The sequence below is a fragment of the Falsirhodobacter sp. 20TX0035 genome (genome assembly GCF_028307215.1).
In the GTDB taxonomy this organism is placed as follows: Bacteria; Pseudomonadota; Alphaproteobacteria; order Rhodobacterales; family Rhodobacteraceae; genus Falsirhodobacter.
In genome coordinates this window covers 239,311-252,666 of record NZ_JAQMHV010000001.1, presented here as the reverse complement: position 1 = coordinate 252,666, position 13,356 = coordinate 239,311, and the positions used below count along the sequence as shown (strand labels likewise).

General features: G+C 68.1%; 15 protein-coding genes. 10 read left to right on the top strand and 5 right to left on the bottom strand.

Annotation, left to right across the window (positions count from 1 at the left end):
* The 4 genes from PIJ50_RS01325 to PIJ50_RS01310 are packed head-to-tail and all read right to left on the bottom strand — an operon-like array spanning window position 1 to window position 2,896.
* On the bottom strand, window positions 1-723 hold the full coding sequence (locus PIJ50_RS01325) for an amino acid ABC transporter ATP-binding protein (RefSeq protein WP_271972018.1): 723 nt from the start codon (window positions 721-723) through the stop codon (window positions 1-3).
* A complete protein-coding gene (locus PIJ50_RS01320) occupies window positions 716-1,369 on the bottom strand; it encodes an amino acid ABC transporter permease (RefSeq protein ID WP_271972016.1) in 654 nt (217 codons plus the stop codon). Before PIJ50_RS01320 ends, PIJ50_RS01325 begins: the two co-directional genes overlap by 8 nt.
* A 10-nt stretch (window positions 1,370-1,379) precedes the next feature.
* On the bottom strand, window positions 1,380-2,045 hold the full coding sequence (locus tag PIJ50_RS01315; protein ID WP_271972014.1) for an amino acid ABC transporter permease: 666 nt from the start codon (window positions 2,043-2,045) through the stop codon (window positions 1,380-1,382).
* Between the two features lie 47 nt (window positions 2,046-2,092).
* On the bottom strand, window positions 2,093-2,896 hold the full coding sequence (locus tag PIJ50_RS01310) for an ABC transporter substrate-binding protein (protein WP_271972013.1): 804 nt from the start codon (window positions 2,894-2,896) through the stop codon (window positions 2,093-2,095).
* Between the two features lie 127 nt (window positions 2,897-3,023).
* On the opposite strand from PIJ50_RS01310, the gene PIJ50_RS01305 reads away from it, so the two are divergent.
* From PIJ50_RS01305 to PIJ50_RS01260, 10 genes are all read left to right on the top strand, one after another.
* Complete coding sequence (locus PIJ50_RS01305; protein ID WP_271972011.1) at window positions 3,024-4,052, top strand: Ldh family oxidoreductase; 1,029 nt, start codon at window positions 3,024-3,026, stop codon at window positions 4,050-4,052.
* Window positions 4,053-4,093: 41 nt separating this feature from the next.
* The gene (locus tag PIJ50_RS01300; RefSeq protein WP_271972010.1) at window positions 4,094-4,720 is read left to right on the top strand and encodes a GntR family transcriptional regulator; all 627 of its coding nucleotides are present in this window, start codon (window positions 4,094-4,096) and stop codon (window positions 4,718-4,720) included.
* 62 nt (window positions 4,721-4,782) lie between these two features.
* Entirely contained in the window at window positions 4,783-5,712 is a 930-nt protein-coding gene (locus tag PIJ50_RS01295; RefSeq protein ID WP_271972008.1) for a dihydrodipicolinate synthase family protein, read from the top strand.
* A gap of 73 nt (window positions 5,713-5,785) precedes the next feature.
* A complete protein-coding gene (locus PIJ50_RS01290) occupies window positions 5,786-6,490 on the top strand; it encodes a GntR family transcriptional regulator (RefSeq protein WP_271972006.1) in 705 nt (234 codons plus the stop codon).
* 110 nt (window positions 6,491-6,600) lie between these two features.
* Entirely contained in the window at window positions 6,601-7,407 is an 807-nt protein-coding gene (locus PIJ50_RS01285; protein WP_271972005.1) for a DUF3100 domain-containing protein, read from the top strand.
* A 10-nt stretch (window positions 7,408-7,417) separates the two neighbouring features.
* Window positions 7,418-7,915 carry a hypothetical protein gene (locus PIJ50_RS01280; protein ID WP_271972004.1) on the top strand — a complete coding sequence of 166 codons (498 nt, stop codon included), beginning with the start codon at window positions 7,418-7,420 and terminating at the stop codon, window positions 7,913-7,915.
* Window positions 7,912-9,054 carry a M20 aminoacylase family protein gene (locus PIJ50_RS01275; RefSeq protein WP_271972002.1) on the top strand — a complete coding sequence of 381 codons (1,143 nt, stop codon included), beginning with the start codon at window positions 7,912-7,914 and terminating at the stop codon, window positions 9,052-9,054. Before PIJ50_RS01280 ends, PIJ50_RS01275 begins: the two co-directional genes overlap by 4 nt.
* A gap of 32 nt (window positions 9,055-9,086) precedes the next feature.
* Window positions 9,087-9,998: a LysR family transcriptional regulator gene (locus tag PIJ50_RS01270; RefSeq protein ID WP_271972000.1), complete on the top strand. Its 912-nt coding sequence runs from the start codon at window positions 9,087-9,089 to the stop codon at window positions 9,996-9,998.
* Window positions 9,999-10,089: 91 nt separating this feature from the next.
* Window positions 10,090-10,956, top strand: coding sequence for an NAD(P)-dependent oxidoreductase (locus PIJ50_RS01265; protein ID WP_271971998.1), 867 nt, complete (start codon window positions 10,090-10,092; stop codon window positions 10,954-10,956).
* A gap of 4 nt (window positions 10,957-10,960) precedes the next feature.
* Window positions 10,961-12,502 (top strand): aldehyde dehydrogenase family protein, encoded by a 1,542-nt coding sequence (locus tag PIJ50_RS01260; protein WP_271971996.1) that lies wholly within the window; start codon window positions 10,961-10,963, stop codon window positions 12,500-12,502.
* Here the strand turns inward: PIJ50_RS01260 and PIJ50_RS01255 are convergent.
* On the bottom strand, window positions 12,487-13,356 hold the full coding sequence (locus PIJ50_RS01255) for a VOC family protein (protein WP_271971994.1): 870 nt from the start codon (window positions 13,354-13,356) through the stop codon (window positions 12,487-12,489). The two genes, PIJ50_RS01260 and PIJ50_RS01255, sit on opposite strands and share 16 nt — an antisense overlap.

Sequence of the window (13,356 nt, the reverse complement as noted above, 5' to 3'; positions counted from 1 at the left end):
TCAGTGCGTCGCCGACAGGAACTGCTGCAGTTCGGCCGTCCGCGGGGCGCCGAAGAAGGTGTCGGGCGGCCCGATCTCGGCCATGACGCCCTTGTGGAAGAAGGCGACACGGTCCGACACCTCGCGCGCGAACTTCATCTCGTGGGTGACGCAGATCATCGTCATCCCCTCGCGCGCCAGCATCCGCAGGGTGTCCAGAACCTCGCCCACCAGCTGCGGATCGAGGGCGGAGGTCACCTCGTCGAAGAGCATGTATTCGGGCGACATGGCCAGCGCGCGGGCAATGGCCATGCGCTGCTGCTGGCCACCTGACAGGCGCGAGGGGTAGACGCGCAGCTTGTCGCCCAGACCCACATGGGTCAGCTGCTTCACGGCCATCGCCTCGGCCTCCGCCTTCGGCTGCTTCAGCACCTTGCGGGGGGCCAGCATAACGTTTTCCAGCACCGTCAGATGCGGAAAGGCATTCCACTGCTGGAACACGATGCCCACCTTGCGCCGCAACCGGTTCAGGTCGGTGCCCTTGGCGTGCACCTCCGTCCCGTCCAGAAGGATGCGGCCGCTGTCGATCGGCTCCAGCCCGTTGATGCAGGTCAGCAGGGTGGACTTGCCGGAACCGGAACCGCCGATGACGGTCAGCACCTCGCCCTTCTGAACGAAAAGGTCGATGCCCTTCAGCACCTCCAGCGTGCCGAAGGATTTGCGGACGTTCTGGATCTCAATCATGGGGGGACCACCGTTTCTCGAGATAGCCGCCAAGGCGCGCTATCGGGAAGCTGAGCAGGAAGTAGATGGCGCCGCAGATCATCAGGATGAACAGCGGCTCCTGCAGCCGGGTCACGAGGATCTGGGACGCGCGCAACAGCTCGATCAGGCCCAGCCACAGCACCAGCGCGCTGTCCTTCAGCACGCCCAGCGTCAGGCCGATCCAGGCGGGCAGCGACACGCGCGTGGCCAGCGGCGCCACGATGTACCGCATGTCGCCCCACCAGGTCAGGCCCAGCGACCGGGCGGCGCGGCGGGTGGTGGGGGGCACGGCCTCGATCCCGCCGCGCACGATCTCGGTGCAATAGGCAGCGGTGTAGAGCGAGAGGATCACGCAGGAGGTCGTGAACGGCTCCCACCCCAGCCGCGCGATGGCCTGGAAGGCATTGCCGAGCACGAGCTGGATGAGGAGCGGGACCGAGCGGAAGATGTCGAGAACAAAGGTCAGCGGCAGCGACCACCAGGTGCCAAGCTGATAGCGCAGGACGCCGAAGACGATGCCCATGACCGTGCCCGCAAGAACCGCGACGGCGGTGACCATCAGCGTCATCCCCGCCCCTTGCGCAAGGAAGATCATGTCGTTCCAGGACAGGGCGGTGTCGAACATGGCGGCCTCCTCAGTACCGGAACATGCGCCAGGCGAAGGCCTGCGCGGCAAGGGTGACGGCCTTGGCGATCACGTAGTAGATGACAGCCGCGATCGCGAAGAACTCGAACGTGCGGAAGGATCGCGCGTTCAGCTCCTGCGTGATGCCCGCAAGGTCGGTGTTCATGCCCACGGTCACGCCAAGCGAGGTCATGAGGATCGCCCAGACCATCTGGTTGGTCGCGGGCAGGAAGGCCACGCGGAACATCTGCGGCATCACGATCAGCCGGAACGCCTGCCCGGCGGGCATGCCCAGCGACCGGGCGGCCCGCGTCTGCGTGTCCGGGATAGCCTTCAGCGCGCCGCGGAAATTTTCGGCGAGGTACCCTGCGTTGTTGAACGCGATCCCCGCCAGAAGCGAGGCGTAGGGGCTGAGGTGGATGCCAAAGGCCCCGAGGCCGAAATGCGCCATGTAGATCTGGAACAGGGCGGGCGTGTTGCGCGCAAGTTCAACCCATGTGGCGGCGATCGCGCGCAGGACGCGGTTGCCGGACAGGCGGAACAGCGTCAGCGCAACCGCCACGGCCACGCCGATCACCATCGACAAAAGCGCGATCTGCAGCGTGACCAGCGCGCCGTCCAACATCTGCGGCAGCGCGTTCAGCGCTTGGTTCCAGCGGAAGGTGTAGTTGAACATCGTGGCCGTCCCGGACAGGGGCGCCGGCCCGGGGCCGGCGCGAAGGCTCAGCGGTAGGTGCCGGGGACGGTCAAGTCGGGCAGGTCGCCCCCCACCCACTTCTCGTACAGCTCGGCGTAGCGGCCCGTGCGCACCTGCTGGTTGATGAAGAGGTTGAGGTAGTTCAGCAGGCCGTATTCCTCGCGCATGGCGAAGAGGGCGACGTAGTCGGTGTCGAAGGGCGCGCTGCCTACGACCGAGATGCCAGGGAAGTTGCCGGTCTTGACGTTGGCCTGCGCCACGGTGGAGGTGGACACGGTGGCGTCGATCTGCCCCTGGCTGAGGGCGAGGAACACGTCCGCCTGCGTCTGGTAAGGGCGGAACGTGCCCTCACCCCATTCCTTGACCTGCTCTTCCAGCGCGATCGCCTCGTACGTGCCGGCGGTGGCGCCGACCGTCTTGCCCTTCATGTCCTCGAACGAGGCGACGCCCGCGCCGTCCTTGGCCGTGACCGCCATCTGGAAGGCGAAATAGGGGATGGTCATGCCCACGGTCTTCGCACGCTCCAGAGTGTCGGAGGTGGAGGCGACGCCCACGTCGACCCGGCCCGACATCAGCGCGGGGATGCGCTCGGGGAAGGGCGTCTCGACGATCTCGGCCTCCACGCCCAGCGCGGCGGCCAGGTCGTTGCAGTAGTCGACGTCAAAACCGATCGGGTTGTTGTCGGCGTCGCGCGATCCCATGGGCGGGAAATCGAGCACCACAGCGCAGCGGAGCGTGCCCGAGGAGATGATGTCGTCCAGCGCATCGGCATGTGCGGCAGGCGAAAGGCATGTGGCGGCAAGCAGCCCGGCCACGACGGCGGTCTTCATGGTGACGCTCCCTGATGGTGGCCGTTGATTCGACCTTGTCACCAAACCATGACGCTGGCTTGTTTGTGAATCAACAAGAATACTGTATGTATACTCTAAGGATTCACGGCATGCCGAAGGAGTTGGAATGACACAGGCGCCCATCACCTCCCTTGATCTGACGATACGGGTTGCGGACATCTTCCGGGGGGCGGGCGTCGACGATGTTCAGGCCGACGCCCTGGCCCGCGTCATCGTTGCAGCGGAGCGGGACGCCTGCAAGTCCCACGGCCTTTACCGGATCGCGGGCTGCCTGCGGACGATCAGGGCGGGCAAGGTGGCACCCCAAGCCGTGCCGGTGCTGGCCGATGACGGCTCGGGCATCCTGCGGATCGACGCGAAGGGTGGCTTTTCCTGCGCCGGGTTCGAACTGGGCGCGCCGGTTCTGGCCGAGCGGGCGCGGGCGCTGGGCGTGGCGACGCTGGTCATCAACGACTGCACTCATTTTTCGGCCCTCTGGCCTGAGGTGGAGGCGCTGGCGTCGATGGGTCTCGCAGCCCTTGCGATGTGCCCAAGTTATGCGACCGTAGCGCCTACGGGCGGGACGCAGGCGCTTCTGGGCACGAACCCGATCGCCTTCGGCTGGCCGCGGCCGGACCAGTATCCCTATGTCTTCGACTTCGCCACCAGCGTCGCCGCGCGGGGCGAGGTGGAACTGCATGGCCGCGCCGGAACCCCCCTGCCCGAAGGCTGGGCCATCGACGCCGAGGGACAACCCACGACCGATCCCGACCGCGCGCTGGAAGGGGCGATGCTGCCCTTCGGCGGCCACAAGGGATCGGCCATCTCCACCATGATCGAGCTGCTGGCCGGTGCGATGATCGGCGACCTGACCAGCCCCGAGGCGCGCGACAGCCTGGGCGGCATGTGGCTGCTGCCGCGTCACGGGGAACTGATCCTCGCCTTCAGCCCCGAACGGTTCGCGGCCGGCCGCCCGGGCGACCCGTTTTCGCGCGCCGAAGGCCTGTTCGAGGCGATCCTGGGGCAGGGCGCGCGCCTGCCCTCGCAGCGCCGCTTCGCCGCGCGGGCCGTGTCCGAAGCCGAGGGCATCCGCCTGTCGGACACTGAGTGGGAGGAGCTGGAGCGTCTGCAGGCCTTGGGACTGGACGCCGTCTGATGCCGGGGGACGAGGGGCCCCGAAGACGGCGCGGCGAGGGGGTGGACCTTGTCCACGCCCTTCTGCGCGAGGAGATCCTCGACCTCGTCCGCGCGCCCGGCAGCCCCATCGACGAGATCCATCTGGCGCAACGGCTGTTCATGTCGCGGACGCCGGTCCGGGCGGCGATCGTGCGGCTGGCCTCCGAAGGGCTGGTGACGGTGCTGCCCAACCGCTCCGCCATCGTGTCGACGGTGGACCTCGTGAACCTGCGCCCGTTCCTTGAGGCGCTGACGCTGATGCACCGGGTGACGGCCCGGCTGGCCGCCGAGCGCCGGACGGAGGCGGATCTGGCCGCGATCCGTGTCTGCCAAGCACGGTTCACCCGGGCCCGAAGCGTGCGGGATCGGGCCATCGCGGACCGCGAGCTTCACGCCGCCATCGCCGGGGCGGGGCGCAATCCCTACTACACCACGCTCTTGTGTCGCCTGCTGGACGAGGAGCGGCGCCTTTGGTGCCTTCATCCGTCGACCGTGGATCCGCACCCCGAAGGCATGTCCCAGCACGAGGCGCTGCTGGCGGCCATCACGTCTCGCGACATCGCGCAGGCGGACCATCTGGCCCAGGCCCACACCCTGCATTTGCGAACCGCCCTGGCTCAGGATCTTCGGCGGCATCCGCCTTTTTGATTCATGTAGACTATCTGTATCCAAAAAGTATACATAAAATCTGTCCACTCATGGAGAGAGAGATGAGCATCTTTTCCGGCTGCGTCCCCGCGCTGATGACCCCCTGCACCCCCGACCGCCGTCCCGACTTCGACGCCCTTGTTGCCAAGGGGAAGGAGTTGATCGGGCAAGGCATGTCCGCCGTCGTCTATTGCGGGTCGATGGGGGACTGGCCGCTTCTGACCGATGCGGAGCGGATGGAGGGGGTGGAGCGTCTGGTGAAGGCGGGCGTGCCGGTCATCGTCGGTACGGGGGCCGTGAACACCGCGCTGGCCGTGGCGCACGCGGCCCATGCGCAGAAGGTGGGCGCCAAGGGGCTGATGGTCATCCCGCGCGTTCTGTCGCGGGGGCCGTCCCCCACCGCGCAGAAGGCGCATTTCAAGGCCATTCTTTCGGCCGCGCCGGATGTGCCGGCGGTGATCTACAACAGCCCCTATTACGGCTTCGCCACCCGCGCCGACCTCTTCTTCGCGCTGCGGGCCGAACATCCGAACCTTGTCGGGTTCAAGGAGTTCGGCGGCCTTGCCGACATGCGCTATGCCGGAGAGAACATCACGAGCGGGGAGGGCGTGTCCCTGATGGTGGGCGTGGACACCGCGGTGGTGCATGGCTTCGTCAACTGCGGCGCCGTGGGCGCGATCACCGGCATCGGCAACGTCCTGCCGCGCGAGGTGCTGCACCTCGTGGAACTCTCGCAGGCGGCCGCCACCGGCGACGCCACCGCCCGCCGCAAGGCCGAGGAGCTGGAGCGCGCGCTGGGTGTGCTGTGCTCCTTCGACGAGGGGCCGGATCTGGTCCTCTACTACAAGCACATGATGGTGCTGAAGGGCGCGCCGGAATACAGCCTGCACTTCAACGAGACCGACAGCCTGACCGACAGCCAGCGTCATTACGTCGAAGCGCAGTTGCGCCTGTTCGACGCATGGTATGCGGACTGGTCCAAGGCCGCCTGAGGCGGGCGTTTTCGACATGCAACCGCGGTGCGGGGCTGATACACGGGCCCCGCACAGTGTCAGGGGGACCGACATGACCAGCAAACCGTCCGAAACCCTTTCCGAACGCAAGCGCGGCTCGGGCGTGAAGGTCGTCTACGACACGCTGCGCGACGAGATCCTGGACCTGACCCTGCCGCCCGGCCACCCCGTGGACGAGGTGCAGCTGGCGGAACGTTTCAACATGTCCCGCACCCCGATCCGCGAGGCGCTGGTGCGGCTGGCGGGGGAGGGGCTGGTCACTACGCTGCCGAACCGCAGCACCATCATCTCCAACATCGACCTACTGAACCTGAACGCCTTCTTCGACGCGCTGACGCTGATGTACCGCGTCACGCTGCGCTTGGCGGCCCAGCACCACCGCAAGGCGGACCTTGTCCGCATCCGCGCCCTGCAGGAACAGTTCTCGGCCGCGATGCAGGCGGGGGACGCGCTGCGCATGATCGCTGCCAACCGCGAATTCCACGCGGCCATCGCCGAGGCGGGCCGCAACCCGTATTTTCATGCCCTGTGCCTGCGGGTGCTGGACGACGGACGGCGCCTGCTGCGCATCTACTACCAGTCCTATGACGACCGCCTGCCCGAACAGTATGTGGGCGAGCATGACGAGATGATCGAGGCGATCGCGACCCGCGACCTCGACCGCGCCGACCGCCTGGCGCAGATACATGCCGACCAGATCGTCCTGCAGATCCGCAAGCTGTTCATCGAGGACGTGCGCCAGACGCTGCCCTTGTGAAGGACGGTGTTGCTGCGCGGGCAACGCTGTGTTCCAATTTGCGATCTGGTCGCGTGAAAATGCGACTTTCATACTGTCGCAAAAAGATAACAATCAACATGGAGGACAGGATGCCGACTTCGGGCGTTTTCGAACCGCGCCATCTTTCCCTGCACGTCTTCGTGCTGGCCATCGTCATCGTCGCCGAGGCGATCGGCATCATCCGCATTCCCATCGGCATCGCGGCCATCGTGCTGCTGCCCATGCTGTATGCCTTCGCCATGGGGATCGCGCTGAACCCCAACATCACCCGCGCCACCGGCCGCGTGCTGACGCCGAACGTGCAGAAGTTCGCGGGCGCCATGATCACCATCGCGATCACGCCATTCGTGGCGAAGTTCGGCACCACCGTCGGCCCGCAGATTGACGCGATCATCGAGGCGGGGCCCGCCCTGATCCTGCAGGAGATCGGAAACCTCGGCACCATCGTCGTCGCGTTTCCCATCGCCGTCTATGTCCTGCGCATGGGGCGCGAAACCGTGGGCGCCGTGTATTCCATCGACCGGGAACCCAACCTTGCCCTGGTGGCCGAGAAATACGGCCTCGACAGCCCCGAGGGGGCGGGCGTCATGGGCGTCTACGCCACGGGCACGCTGATCGGCACCTTCATCTTCGCCGTCATCCCGGTGCTGGTGCACGCCACCGGCCTGTTCGACATCCGGGCGCTGGCGATGTCCTGCGGCGTCGGTTCGGGCTCGATGCTCGCGGCCTGCACGGGCGGGCTCGTCACGGCCGAGCCGGAGAACAAGGACCTGATCCTGGGCCTGGCCGGCGCGTCCAACGTGCTGACCTATGCGACCGGACTTTACGTGGGCATGTTCGTGGCTCTTCCCCTGACCCAATGGCTGTTCCGCAAGGCGCGGCCGGACCTTTACTGAGGGCGCGATCATGCAGACCACCGAACATCTGAAACTGGACATCGAACCCGTGGACGAACGCGGCATCCGCGTGGGCGAGACCATGCTCCTGCTGCTGATCGCCTGCGTCATCGGCGGCGTGGCGAATTACGTCTCCACCGGCGTGGGCGCGGCCGAGGCGTTTCCCGGCATGGCGATCCTTTACGTCTGTTCCGTCCTCGGGCTGATGCTGGCGCGGTTCATGCCGTTCTACCTGCCATCCGTTGCCTGGGTGTCGCTGATCGCCATCGTCATCACCATTCCGGGCGTGCCCGGATCCGAATGGGTGGTGGCGCAGGTCGGCAAGATCAACTTCCTGTCGCTGGCCACCCCGGCGCTGGCCTATGGCGGCCTTGCGCTGTCGTCGAAGGAATTCGCCATCGCCCGCACCTCGGGGTGGAAGATCGTGATTGTGGCCATCTGCGTGATGCTGGGGACCTATCTCGGCTCTGTCGTGATCGCGGACCTGACGCTGCGGATGTTCGGATGATCCCGCAGGACCAGATCGCGGAGGCCATCGCCTGGCGGCGCCATCTGCACGCCCACCCCGAACTGGGCTTTGCCGAGCACGAGACGGCGGCCTTCATCGCCGGGAAGATGACCGGCTGGGGCTACGACGTGCAGACGGGGGTGGGGCGCACGGGCGTCGTCGCCTCTCTGACAAAGGGGGAAGGTCCGTCCATCGGCATCCGCGCCGACATCGACGCGCTGCCGATGACGGAAACGTCGGGCGTGGACTGGGCCTCGCGCCACGCGGGGCGGGCCCATGCCTGCGGGCATGACGGGCATGTGGTGACGGCGCTGGCCGCCGCCCGCGTTCTGGCGGAAACACCCTTCACGGGCACCCTGCGCTTCATCTTCCAACCGGCCGAGGAGAACGAGGGCGGCGCGGGCGCCATGATCCGCGAGGGGCTGTTCACCCGGTTCCCGGTGGACGCCGTCTATGCCATGCACAACTGGCCCGGCGCGGCCCCCGGCACGCTGGTGGCCCGCGACCGCGAGATGATGGCCGCCTTCGCCGTGTTCGAGATCACGGTGACCGGCGCCGGCGCGCATGGGGCAATGCCACATGAAGGCGCGGATTCGCTTCTTGCGGCCGCGCACATCGTGACGGCGCTGCAATCCATCGCGGCGCGGAACGTCAGCCCGCTGCGCAGTTCCGTCGTGTCGGTCACGCAGGTTCATGGGGGCGAGGCTTGGAACGTCCTGCCCGAAACCGCCGTGATCCGCGGCACCACCCGCTGGTTCGATCCCGCCATCGGCGACCTGATCGAAGGGCGGATGCGCGGGCTGGCGGACGGCGTGGCCGCGGGCCTCGGATGCCGGGCGGACCTGTATTACGAACGGCGCTACCCGTCCACTTTGAATTCCGCCCCCCACGCCCGGCGCGTGCGGGAGGTGGCCGCGGCCGCGGGGCTGACCGTGGCGGACACCGATCCCAGCATGGCGGCCGAGGATTTCGCCTTCATGCTGGACGAGGTGCCCGGCTGCTACTTCTGGATGGGCGCGGCGCGGGACGGGGACAATCCCGGCCTTCATTCCCCGCGGTTCGACTTCAACGACAACATCCTTGAAGGGGCCGCGGCCTTCTGGGTGGCGCTGGCGCGGGCCGAACTGGGCGCGGCTTGACAGGCCGCGCGACGGGTCATCATCCTGCGGGGATGACCCTCGACGCCCGCGACATCCGCATCTATCTGGCCGTGCACCGCCTGGGATCGATCCGGGCGGCGGCGGCGCATCTGGGGCTGGCCCCCTCCATCGTGTCGCGCCAGATCGCCGACATGGAGGCGGAGCTGGGCGTGCCCCTGTTCGACCGGACCGCGCGCGGCGTCACGCTGACCGATGCGGGCAGCCTTGTCCTAGAACACGCCCGCCGCGCGGTGGAGGAGTTCGGCATCCTGGCCGAGCAGCTGTCGGACCTGCGCGGCATCCAGCAGCGCCACGTCCGCATCCATTGCGGCGAAGGATTCCTGGCCGATTTCGTGCAGAACGGGCTGGCCGGGATCATGGCCGCAACGCCGCATGTCCGCTATGAACTGCGGATCGGATCGACCGACGCGGTGGTGGCGGCACTGGTCAATGGTGACAGCGACATCGGCATCGCCTACAACCCGCCCGTGACGGGGGCGGTGCGCAGCGTGGCGCAGGCGCGCCATCCCTTGTGCGCGGTGCTGCCGCCAGGGCACCCGCTGGCGCGGGGGCGGCAGGTCGCGCTGGCCGAGTGCCTGCGCCATCCCATCGCCCTGCTGCCCGCCGGTCACGGCACGACGGATCTTCTGGCGCGCGTCGCCTCCGACAGCGGGCTGGCGCTCTCGCCGCGGCTCATCACCACCTCCATCGACGCGCTGCGGCGGTTCGTGACCTCGGGCCTCGGGATCGCGTTCCTGCCCCGGGCCTCGGTGGCCATGGATCTGGCCGAAGGCGCGGCCGAGGTGCGGGAGCTGGAGGATCTGGCCTTCACCGGCGCCTCGGCCCACCTGATGGTGCGGGCGCGGCGGCGGCTTCCGGCCTCGGTCACGGCGCTGGTGCAGCATCTGGAAGGGGCCATGGCCAGCTTTGCCGGGCGTTCCTGAAATCGCAACGCCTTGTTCCCCGGTTGAACGCTAGCGCAACACCCCCCCGGTGCGAAATCCTGTCGCGATAACAAAAGAGGAGGCGCGGCGCATGGCGGCGAACATGACGGTCGGGGTTGTCGGATTGGGGGCCATGGGGCTGGGAATGGCCATGTCGGCGGTGCGGGCGGGCTTCCGCACGCTGGGCTTCGACCTGTCCCCCGCGCGGCGCGATCTGGCGCGGGCCGAGGGGGTGGAGCCGGTCGACACGCTGGAGGCGGTGTTCGCCGCCGACCGCATCGTCTTCTCCCTCCCCACGGCGCAGGATGTGGCCAACGTGGTCGATCAGGTGCGCGACCGGCTGCAGACGCGCGGGCGGATCGTGGTGATCGACACCTCCACCTCGGAACCCGGGGTGTCGCGGGCGCTGGCGGAAACGTTGGCGGGGATGGGGCACGGCTTTCTGGACGCGCCCGTGTCAGGCGGCCCGGCCGGGGCGGCGAAGGGCGCGCTGACCATGATGATCGGCGGCGCCACGGCGGATCTTGAGGATGCGCGTCCCGTGATCGACGCCTTGTCGGCCAAGGCGATCCATGTGGGCGACAGCGGCGCGGGCAACGTGGCAAAGCTGGTGAACAACCTTCTGTGCGCCGCGCACATGGTCACCACCGCCGAAGGGCTGCGTCTGGCCGAAGCGGCCGGGATTTCGGCCGAATCCACGCTGGCAGTGCTGAACGCCGCGTCCGGGCGGTCGATGCTGTCCGAAGTGCACTTCCCGACCTGGGTGATGAACGAAGGCTTCAACAGCGGCTTCACCATGGCGCTAATGCAAAAGGACGTGCGCCTGGCGCGCAAGCTGGCCGCCGACACCGGCACCCCCATGCCGCTGACGGAAAAGGCGGCCGACCTCTGGGTCGCCTCTCCCTATGGCCTCACCGAGGATTTCACCCGCATGGGCGATTTCCGAACGAAAGGATAAAGCGATGACCCTGACCATCACCGCGGCCGAACAGGCCGAGCGCATCCTCGCCCTGTACCGCGACGTGTTCCCGGGGGCCGGGATCGGCAGCCTGATCGGGGGCGAGATCGTCACGGGCTCCGGCGCATCGCTGGATCTGACGGACCCCGCCTCGGGGCAGGTCTTCGCGTCCTTCCCCGACGCCGGCCGGGCCGAGATCGACGCCGCCATGGACGCCGCCGAACGCGCGCAGCGCGAATGGATGGCGATGCCCGCCGCCGCGCGGGGCCGCATCATGTGGACCATCGCCGCGCAGATCCGCGCCCATGCCCCCCTGATCGCCGAGATCGAGAGCCGGTCCGCCGGCCGCCCGATCCGCGACATCCGCGGCGAGGCGCTGCGCGTGGCCGAAATGTTCGAGTATTACGCGGGCTGGTGCGATAAGCTTTATGGCGACGTGATCCCCGTCCCGTCCAGCCACTTCAACTACACCCGGCAGGAACCGATCGGCGTGGTGATGCAGATCACGCCCTGGAACGCGCCGCTGTTCACCGGCGGCTGGCAGATCGCGCCCGCCATCTGTGCGGGCAACGGCGTCGTCATCAAGCCGTCGGAACTGACGCCTCTTTCCACCCTCATCCTTGGCCGGATGTGCGAGTTGGGGGGCGCGCCCCGCGGGCTGGTGAACGTGATCGCGGGCGGCGGCCTGACGGCGGGGCAGACGGGCGTCACGCATACGAAGACGGGGCTGGTGGTGTTCGTGGGGTCGGCGCAGGCCGGATCGGCCATTGCGGCGGCGGCAGCCCGGAACACCGTGCCTTGCGTGCTGGAACTGGGCGGGAAGTCGGCCAACATCGTGTTCCCGGACGCCGATCTGGGGCGCGCCATCGTAGGGGCGCAGGCCGCGATCTTTGCGGGGGCGGGGCAAAGCTGCGTCGCCGGGTCCCGCCTGCTGGTGCACCGGTCGGTGCATGAGCGGTTTGTCGAGGCCTATGCCGACGCCGCGAACCGCATCGCCCTTGGCCATCCCTTCGACGAGGCGACGCATGTCGGCCCGATCAACAACCGCCGCCAATGGGACAAGATCGGGGAGATGGTGCAGGCGGGCGTGGCTGAGGGCGCGCGTCTGGCCGCCGGCGGGGCGCGCCCCGAACCCCTGGAAAACTCGGGCGGGTTCTACTTCGCACCCACGATCCTGGACAACGTGACCCCCGGCATGTCCGTCGCGCGGGAGGAGATCTTCGGCCCTGTCGTGTCCGTCCTGACGTTCGAGAGCGAGGAAGAGGCCGTCGCGCTGGCCAACGACAACCCCTACGGCCTGGCCGGCGCCGTGTGGACGGCCGATGTCGGCCGCGCACATCGGATGGCCGCGTCGGTACGGGCGGGCACGTTCTGGGTGAACTCCTACAAGACGATCAACGTCTGTTCGCCCTTTGGCGGGTTTGGCCGGTCGGGCTACGGCCGCTCCTCGGGGAAGGAGGCGCTGATGGCCTACACGCAGACGAAAAGCGTCTGGGTGGAAACGGCGGCCGAACCCCCGGTCAGCTTCGGCTACGCCCCCGGCTGAACGAAGCTGAGAAGGATGCCGCCCAGACGGTCGTGTTCGGGCAGCACGACCGCGCCGCCCACCTCGCGCACCGCGAAGGTGGACAGGAACGGGCGAAGGCGCGGCAGGTCTGCCAGAATGTCGAGGGAGATGACGGAGGCGGCACCGTCCGCCGCCAACCCCTGGGGCAGGGGGCCGAACAGGGCTTCGGCCCCCTGCCGGTTCCGCACCCGCCACGCGCCCTTCGCCGTCTGCACATTGAAGCCGTCCGTCCGGCCCGTGATCGCGTCGGCCCCGTGCAGGGCGGCCATCCAGTCGCGCACGGGGGCTTGATCCTCGGCCAGGATGGTGGCGGAGGCGAAGCCGATGGCGCCGTTGGGATGATCCATCCATTCCGGAAACTCGATCAGGTCGCGCCGGTGCTGCTGACAGGCGAACATCGACAGGCGCGGCAGCCCGTCGCGCGTGAACACCGCCAGCGTGGTGGAGGTGCGGTCCGGCGTCCCGTCGTCGCGCGTGACGTCGCGGCCGAAGTCGATCCGGCCGCGCACGGTGCCGCCCCGCGCGGCCACGGCCGCGGCGTCGGCCATCGCATCGTCGGATTGGAGGGCGGACAGGGCGACGCCTTCGCGTTGCGCCAGATGATCCGCGACGTGCCGGCCGAACAGGAAGTCGCCCGCCGGATAGGTGGACAGAAGATCGCGGTCCCAGACCGACACCAGTTCCAGCAGCTGGCGGTGAAAGATCACAAGCGCGGTGGATGTGCCCCAAGGGTGCCGCCCCGCAGGCTTCATCCGGAAGCCGAGCGACAGATAGGTGTCGCGCGCCCGTTCCAGATCGCGCACGGCCACCAGCGGATGGTCCAGTCCCAGCAT

Coding starts and splice junctions, on each gene's coding strand:
- PIJ50_RS01305 (WP_271972011.1), top strand. CDS start 3,024: ATGACACAGGCGCCCATCACCTCCCTTGATCTGACGATACGGGTTGCG.
- PIJ50_RS01270 (WP_271972000.1), top strand. CDS start 9,087: ATGACCCTCGACGCCCGCGACATCCGCATCTATCTGGCCGTGCACCGC.
- PIJ50_RS01285 (WP_271972005.1), top strand. CDS start 6,601: ATGCCGACTTCGGGCGTTTTCGAACCGCGCCATCTTTCCCTGCACGTC.
- PIJ50_RS01325 (WP_271972018.1), bottom strand. CDS start 723: ATGATTGAGATCCAGAACGTCCGCAAATCCTTCGGCACGCTGGAGGTG.
- PIJ50_RS01265 (WP_271971998.1), top strand. CDS start 10,090: ATGGCGGCGAACATGACGGTCGGGGTTGTCGGATTGGGGGCCATGGGG.
- PIJ50_RS01255 (WP_271971994.1), bottom strand. CDS start 13,356: ATGCTGGGACTGGACCATCCGCTGGTGGCCGTGCGCGATCTGGAACGG.
- PIJ50_RS01280 (WP_271972004.1), top strand. CDS start 7,418: ATGCAGACCACCGAACATCTGAAACTGGACATCGAACCCGTGGACGAA.
- PIJ50_RS01310 (WP_271972013.1), bottom strand. CDS start 2,896: ATGAAGACCGCCGTCGTGGCCGGGCTGCTTGCCGCCACATGCCTTTCG.
- PIJ50_RS01260 (WP_271971996.1), top strand. CDS start 10,961: ATGACCCTGACCATCACCGCGGCCGAACAGGCCGAGCGCATCCTCGCC.
- PIJ50_RS01320 (WP_271972016.1), bottom strand. CDS start 1,369: ATGTTCGACACCGCCCTGTCCTGGAACGACATGATCTTCCTTGCGCAA.
- PIJ50_RS01315 (WP_271972014.1), bottom strand. CDS start 2,045: ATGTTCAACTACACCTTCCGCTGGAACCAAGCGCTGAACGCGCTGCCG.
- PIJ50_RS01290 (WP_271972006.1), top strand. CDS start 5,786: ATGACCAGCAAACCGTCCGAAACCCTTTCCGAACGCAAGCGCGGCTCG.
- PIJ50_RS01295 (WP_271972008.1), top strand. CDS start 4,783: ATGAGCATCTTTTCCGGCTGCGTCCCCGCGCTGATGACCCCCTGCACC.
- PIJ50_RS01275 (WP_271972002.1), top strand. CDS start 7,912: ATGATCCCGCAGGACCAGATCGCGGAGGCCATCGCCTGGCGGCGCCAT.